Source organism: Streptomyces sp. NPDC018026 (assembly GCF_044327745.1).
Taxonomy (GTDB): domain Bacteria; phylum Actinomycetota; class Actinomycetes; order Streptomycetales; family Streptomycetaceae; genus Streptomyces; species Streptomyces rubrogriseus.
The window spans coordinates 26,522-32,746 of record NZ_JBIRFY010000030.1 but is presented as its reverse complement, the minus strand read 5'-3'; the positions used below and the strand labels follow the sequence as shown (position 1 = coordinate 32,746).

The window sequence follows — 6,225 nt, the reverse complement described above, 5'->3', positions numbered from 1 at the left end:
TCGGCCGTCCGGATAGGGTCGGCCCCGGCAATCCCGATGACACTGCCTCAGCGAGACTGAACGTTCTGTACGCTAAGACTGGCAAGAACGGGGCCGCTTGTCAAGACCGAACGTTCTACCCGCTAAGATGGCACTATGGTGCGCAGCGAATCCGCAAGCCGGCCGTCCGAAGCGCGGACCCGGCTGCTCAAGACAGCCAGCCAGGTGTTCTACGCCGAAGGGATCCACTCCGTCGGCGTCGACCGCATCGTCGCTGAGGCGCAGGTGACCCGGGCGACCTTCTACCGTCACTTCCCCAGCAAGGAGACGCTCGTCGTCGCCTACCTGACGGAGGTCGATCGCGCCGTGCGCAGCCAGGTCGACGCCGCCGTGGCCGCGAAGCTACCGGCCGCCGACACCATCCGGGCACTGAGCGCGTCCATCGCTGAGAACATCCAGTCGCCCGGGTTCCGGGGCTGCGCCTTCCTCAACGCCGTCGCCGAGTACCCCGATCCGGATCACCCTGTGCACGTGGCCGTACTGGAACACCGTCAGTGGTTCCTGGACACCGTCATGGAGCTTCTGGGCAGGATTCGGGAGCAGTCCGCCGAACGCGCCGCCCATCACTTCGTCATGATGCGCGACGGCGCGATGGCCGCCGGATGCCTCTTCGACCCGGTATTGGTGTGCGAAACCTTCCTGACGGGCGTCGAGCGGCTCCTCGAGGTCCACTCCACACGCTTCTCTGCCAAGCCGACGCACGCCTGAGGCGCCGCCGGTACGGCGCCGCCCAGTGCTTCGGCCACGCTCGGCGTACTGGTACACACGGCGGGCCGGGTTCAAGGTCAGGGCCGCCACAACGAGTGCTCCCGCTTCGCCCAGTCCCGTGCGACCGAGCCGGTACGCATGCCCCGGCGGGCCTCCGGGTCTGCCATGGCCATGCCGATGTGACCGGCGAGCACGATGCCGAGGGTGAGCGCCAGCCAGTCGTGGACGAACGTGGCGCCCGTACGCCACTTCAGCGGGGTGAGGCCGGTGAACCACATCATCAGCCCGGTGCCGAGCATGACGAGCGTGGCACCGGCACTCCAGGAGGCATAGAGCTTCTGCCCCGCGTTGAACTTGTGAGCCGGCCGGGACGACGGCCGCCTGTCCCTGCGCAGCGCCGCGCGCAGCCAGCGGCGGTCGTGCGGTCCGAAGCGGTTGAGCAGGCCCAGGTCGGCTCGTAGAGCGCGGGAACCGAGGCCGATCAGGACGGGGACCGGGAGAGCGACTCCGCTCCACTGGTGCACGGCGACCACCAGGGCGCGCCGGCCGACGAGCTGGGCCAACGTGGGGATGTACAGAGAGGCTGCGGTCAGGACGCATACGCCCATCAGCAGGGCCGTCGTACGGTGCGCCCAGCGCTCGGCGGGGCTGAAGCGCCGAACATCCGTAGTGGTCTGCTCGGCATCAAGTCGTGGGCTCATCGTCCCGCCCGTTCGAACGGCCCACCCAGCCATCGATGTCGTAGCCGCGCTCTTCCCAGTAACCGGGCTGGACGTCCTCCGTGACGGTGATGCCGGAGAGCCACTTTGCGGACTTGTAGAAATACATGGGCGCCACGTACAGGCGGACCGGTCCGCCGTGGGAGTGGCCGATGTCCTTGTCCTGCATGCGCAGGGCGACCAGGACGTCCGCGCGACGCGCCTGTTCCAGCGTGAGGCTCTCCGAGTAGGCCCCGTCGAAGCAGGTGAAGCGCACCGCTCCCGCCGACGCGTGAACTCCCGCGGCGTCCAGCAGCGCGGACAGACGGACCCCTTCGAACGGCGTGCCCGGCACCCGCCACCCGGTGACGCACTGGACGTCGCGCACCATACGGGTCTGGGTCATCGCCTTGAGATCGGCGAGCGTGTACGTCGTCGGACGATCGACGAGGCCGTCCACGGTCAACCGGTAGTTTCCGGCGTCCTTGCGCGGAACGGACGTGGTGATCGAGTAATAGCGGAAACCTCCGCCGTTTGGCAGCAGCCCCGTCAGACCCGTCGGATCCAGGTCGGCGGCACCACCTAGGAACGCTTCCATGCCGCGTTGCAGCCTGGGCGCGGCCAGCACGCCCAGGGCACCGAGACCGAGCGTGCCGAGGAAGACGCGCCGCCCCACAGGAGCACCGCGTTCCTCGGACGGTTCGGAATCCACCTGTTCACCTCCCGACGGGTGCGGAACCCGGTCAGCCTCGGCCGGTCGCCTCAGGGAAACGGCATACGGAGTCCGTGGCCACCCTGAGGCCCTGGCGATGGAGTGTGTCCAGCCGTTCCAGCACCGCACCCGACCCGGTGGCCAGGGCGAGCTGCACCGTGCAGGATACGGGCCGGCCGCGCAGTTCCTCCGTGTTCTTGAGCTCCTGGAGCAGCTCCGTGGTCAGCCGGTCGAGCTGCTGGCGGATCTGGCCGAGGTCGGGACGCGTCGTGGGCGCCTCTTCCGGATGAGCGGTCCAGCGGGCGAACAGCCCCTTCTGCACGACCTTGCTCGCGGTGATCTGGTCCCGGAAGAAGGCCGCCGCGATGTCCGGGTCCACTCCGGCGGCAGCAGCCTGCGTCCGTACCTGCTCCAGCACCTGCTCTTCACGTGCCGGGTCCTCGATGGGCGAGTCGGTGCCGAACTTCGAGGCTGCCACGTCGTCGCTCACGTTGAGGCGTTCGATGACGAGATCGGTCAGAGCGCCCAGCTTGCCCAGCGGCCTTGCGGTCCTGTCCACGCTGCTGGAGGCCGCCCCGGTGCTCTTGGGGGAAGTCGTGGCCATGGCCTGCGGCACGGCCAGAGCCGTCGTCGCGACGAACAGCGCGGCGACGGTGGCGCAACGGGTCATGCTCTTGCGGGGATTCACTTGTTACCTCGGTTTGGGTTTGTAAGTAAGAAGGGGGTGAGGCGGTTCAGGACGCGCTCCAGCCGCCGTCGAGGGTCAGTTGCGTGCCCGTGATGGACGACGCCTCCGGCGAGCACAGGAACGCGACGGAGCCGGCCACTTCGTGGGGGTCGATCAGACGTTTCACGGCCGCCCGCGTCAGAAGGACCTTCGACACCACCTCGTCAACGCTCATGCCGTGCACTGCGGCCTGGTCGGCCAACTGGTTTTCGACCAGAGGGGTGCGAACATAGCCAGGACACACGCAATTGCTGGTGACCCCCTTGGCCGCTCCCTCCAGCGCGATGACTTTCGAGAGTCCCTGGAGACCGTGCTTGGCACTGACGTAGGCCGACTTGTACGCACTGGCCCGTATGCCGTGGACGCTGGAGACGTGGACGATCCGCCCCCAGCCTCGCTCGTACATGTACGGGATGACCGCACGGCTCAGCAGGAAGGGGGCTTCCAGCATCAGTCGCAGCATGAAGGCGAACTTCTCGGGCTCGAACTGCTCGACGGGCGAGACATGCTGAATCCCGGCGTTGTTCACCAGGATATCCGCCTCGAGCCGCAGGTCCGCCAGGTCGGCGGTCCGGCTCAGGTCGAGCACCAGCGCCTCGCCGCCGATGTGCTGGGCTGTCCGCTCAGCGCCCTCGGCATCGACATCGCACACGACGACGTGTGCCCCGAGGCCCGCGAGTCGTTCGGCCACAGCCGCTCCAATACCACTCGCCGCTCCGGTGACGACGGCCCGCCGCCCGGAGAGGTCGGGGCCCGGGAGTCCGCCGCTCATGACGCGTGGGCGGTGAACGGGTTGGTCTCGGCGTGCCGGTGTCCCCAGACGTCCGAGGTTCCGAAGTCGTGAGGAACCCAGTCGTCGCCGACCTCTATGCCGCCGTATCCGATCTCGAGGTGGAAGCCGCTGGGATTCTTGACGTAGAACGAGATCGCCTTGTCGTTCATGTGCCGGCCGAGGCTGATCGAGACGGGTACCTCGTGGGCCACCGCTCGATCGTGGGCGCGACCGACGTCGTCGAGCGATCCGTGCTCGATCTCCAGGTGATGGATGCCCGTCGTCTCCGCGTGCGCGAGCGCGATGCTGTGGTGGGTCCGGTTGCAGCGCAGGAAGTAGAGCCCCGGCGCACGGTAGTCGGTCAGCTTGAACTCGAGCACGGACTCATAGAGTTCGCGAAGCTCGTCGAGTGCGGGACTGGCCAGGACTAGGTGCCCGAGCCCCGTGACGCCGGGACTGGCGTCGGCCGGGCGGGCCGGGGCGGGCCGCGCCTTGCGCTCCCCGACTGCCAGCTCCACACGTATACCGGCAGGGTCGGTGAACCAGCGCAGATGAGTGGCTCCGCGGAGCTCGGCCTCGTCCTCGGCGCCGTCCTGGACCGCGAATCCGGCGTCGGTCAGCCGCCGGGTGATCCTGTCGAGTTCGGCGGGTGAGTCAACGATCCACCCCAACTGTCGCGGGCTGTCCTGCTCGGACGGGTGGAGCGCGAGACGATACTTGAACTCGTCGAGTTCCAGTAGCGCCACGTCCTCCGTACCGATCTTGTCGAAGGTGGCTCCGACACCCAGCGTTCGACTGAACAGGTCGGTCCAGGCATCGACGTCGGTGACGTCGAGTCCGACATAGCCCAGCTTGCGAACACCCATGGCGGCCTTACTCCTTCGTTGCGGCGGCTGCTGCTCCGCCCCTGAGGAACTCACGGACGATGTGGTTGAACTCGGGGGCCCGCTCGTACTGCACCCAATGTCGGCAGTTCGGCAGCACCCGGAGCTCCGCGTCGGGAATGCCCCGCAGGATCGTCGGCGCCCAGGTCAGCGGTACGGTCTGGTCCTCCCGCCCCCACACCAGCAGCGTGGGCGCTGCCACGCGGGCCAGGTCCGGCGTCAGATCGCCGAAATTCGGAGGGATCGGCAGCTCCGGATGGGCCTTGAGACTCGACTCGTACCGCTCGTCGATGAGGGCGTCGGTCGCAAGGGTCTGGTCGTACACCATGAGACGTACGAACTCTGCCATGTCCTCACGTGAGGGCTTCGCGGCGGCCATGTAGCCGAAGAGCTTCTCAAGCCCGACGGGCCACGAGGGCGCGTCCTTCGGGAGGACTCCCCCGGGTGCCATGAGAACGAGCCGGTCGACACGGTCCGGGCGGGTCATGGCAATCCGCATCGCCACGCCACCGCCGTAGGAATTACCGACCAGGTGGGCTCGTTCGATCCCCAGCGCCGTCATCGCACGCAGCACTCGGTCGGCCGCGTGGAAGATCAGCGGTTCATCGGATACCGGCCGCGGAGAATCACCCCAGCCCGGGAGGTCCACCACGATATTGCGGTAGTCCCCGAAAGCCGCAAGATTCGCACCGAAATTACTCATTCCGGTGGCACCCGGCCCCGAGCCATGCAGCCAGACAACAGGAGTGCCCGTACCCGACTCCACATACGCGAGTTCCGCGTCCCCGACGTCCAACGTGCTGGTCATCCCCACACCTCCGACCCATCCACTGTATGTAACGCTCACTCTACATCAGCGGTCAGTGAAATCCAATCAGTGATCAGGACTTCCCGCATCCACACAGCCCGCAGGACCCCCGTCCACTCAAAACGCGAACCGCCCCGAGATGACTCGGGGCGGTACCGGTTCCACACCGGTGGGACGCGAGGGGAAACCGCTACTTACTCACGCTTCACCGACGCCGGAAGCCGCGCCATTCGTCAGGCCGCGCTCACTCGCGAGACCGCGCACCAGGGAGATGAACGAGGCGACGTTCGAGCTGTAGCTCATGCCGTCGAAGCTGTTGGCTACGGACAGCCCGTCCGTCATGGCCCGGCCGACGACGGCGAGCTGCGCCACGAAGGCGTGCTCCTGCTCGCTGCCTCCCGCGGCGAAGACGGGGGTGAGGGCATCCACCCAGGAGGCGTGGGCCGAGTCACGGATGCGGCGCACAGTCGTCCGCACCATCTCGACGTCCTTGTGCGGGCCCACACTGATGGCCAGCAGAAGGCGGAGGTAGTCCGGCCGCTGGTCCAGCGACGCGCACGCCTTGGTGATCCATGCCTCGAAACGCGGGAGCGGATCAAGGTCGTCGAACGAGGACGGGGCCGGGAACTGGGCGTGCGCCTCCTCGAAGGATCGCTCGAGAAGTGCTGCCAGAACGCCGAGTTTGTTTCCGAAGTGGTAGTAGATCGAACTGGCCGGCAGCCCTGACTCCGTACACAGGTCTGAAATGGCCATACCGTCGTAGCCCCGGCTCGTGACGAGGGTACGTGCCGCGTCGAGGATGACGTCGCGGCTGCTCGGGGTGGCAGCGGACAATGCGGGTTCCCTCACCTTTGCCATAGATCCATGATAGGCCCGA

Annotated in this window: 8 protein-coding genes; 1 reads left to right on the top strand and 7 read right to left on the bottom strand. The window is 67.3% G+C overall.

Annotated features, from left to right (window positions below; all coding sequences use genetic code 11):
• The first annotated feature begins 135 nt into the window (after positions 1-135).
• Positions 136-747, top strand: a complete 612-nt coding sequence (locus ACH4D3_RS40685) for a TetR/AcrR family transcriptional regulator (RefSeq protein WP_134655042.1) — start codon at positions 136-138, stop codon at positions 745-747.
• A 77-nt stretch (positions 748-824) separates the two neighbouring features.
• Here the strand turns inward: ACH4D3_RS40685 and ACH4D3_RS40680 are convergent, their stop codons facing one another.
• The 7 genes from ACH4D3_RS40680 to ACH4D3_RS40650 all read right to left on the bottom strand — a co-directional run bounded on the left by ACH4D3_RS40680 (position 825) and on the right by ACH4D3_RS40650 (position 6,206).
• Positions 825-1,448: a cytochrome b/b6 domain-containing protein gene (locus ACH4D3_RS40680; RefSeq protein WP_381610671.1), complete on the bottom strand. Its 624-nt coding sequence runs from the start codon at positions 1,446-1,448 to the stop codon at positions 825-827.
• Complete coding sequence (locus tag ACH4D3_RS40675) at positions 1,432-2,157, bottom strand: molybdopterin-dependent oxidoreductase (RefSeq protein ID WP_398332805.1); 726 nt, start codon at positions 2,155-2,157, stop codon at positions 1,432-1,434. The genes ACH4D3_RS40680 and ACH4D3_RS40675 overlap by 17 nt, the downstream gene beginning before the upstream one ends.
• Positions 2,158-2,188: 31 nt before the next feature.
• Positions 2,189-2,845, bottom strand: a complete 657-nt coding sequence (locus tag ACH4D3_RS40670; RefSeq protein ID WP_398332804.1) for a chorismate mutase — start codon at positions 2,843-2,845, stop codon at positions 2,189-2,191.
• A gap of 46 nt (positions 2,846-2,891) precedes the next feature.
• Entirely contained in the window at positions 2,892-3,656 is a 765-nt protein-coding gene (locus tag ACH4D3_RS40665; protein ID WP_381610663.1) for a 3-hydroxybutyrate dehydrogenase, read from the bottom strand.
• Positions 3,653-4,522: a VOC family protein gene (locus ACH4D3_RS40660; protein WP_381610660.1), complete on the bottom strand. Its 870-nt coding sequence runs from the start codon at positions 4,520-4,522 to the stop codon at positions 3,653-3,655. Before ACH4D3_RS40660 ends, ACH4D3_RS40665 begins: the two co-directional genes overlap by 4 nt.
• A gap of 7 nt (positions 4,523-4,529) precedes the next feature.
• Positions 4,530-5,348, bottom strand: a complete 819-nt coding sequence (locus ACH4D3_RS40655) for an alpha/beta fold hydrolase (RefSeq protein ID WP_398332803.1) — start codon at positions 5,346-5,348, stop codon at positions 4,530-4,532.
• 198 nt (positions 5,349-5,546) lie between these two features.
• On the bottom strand, positions 5,547-6,206 hold the full coding sequence (locus ACH4D3_RS40650; RefSeq protein WP_381610655.1) for a TetR/AcrR family transcriptional regulator: 660 nt from the start codon (positions 6,204-6,206) through the stop codon (positions 5,547-5,549).
• Between the last annotated feature and the right edge of the window lie 19 nt (positions 6,207-6,225).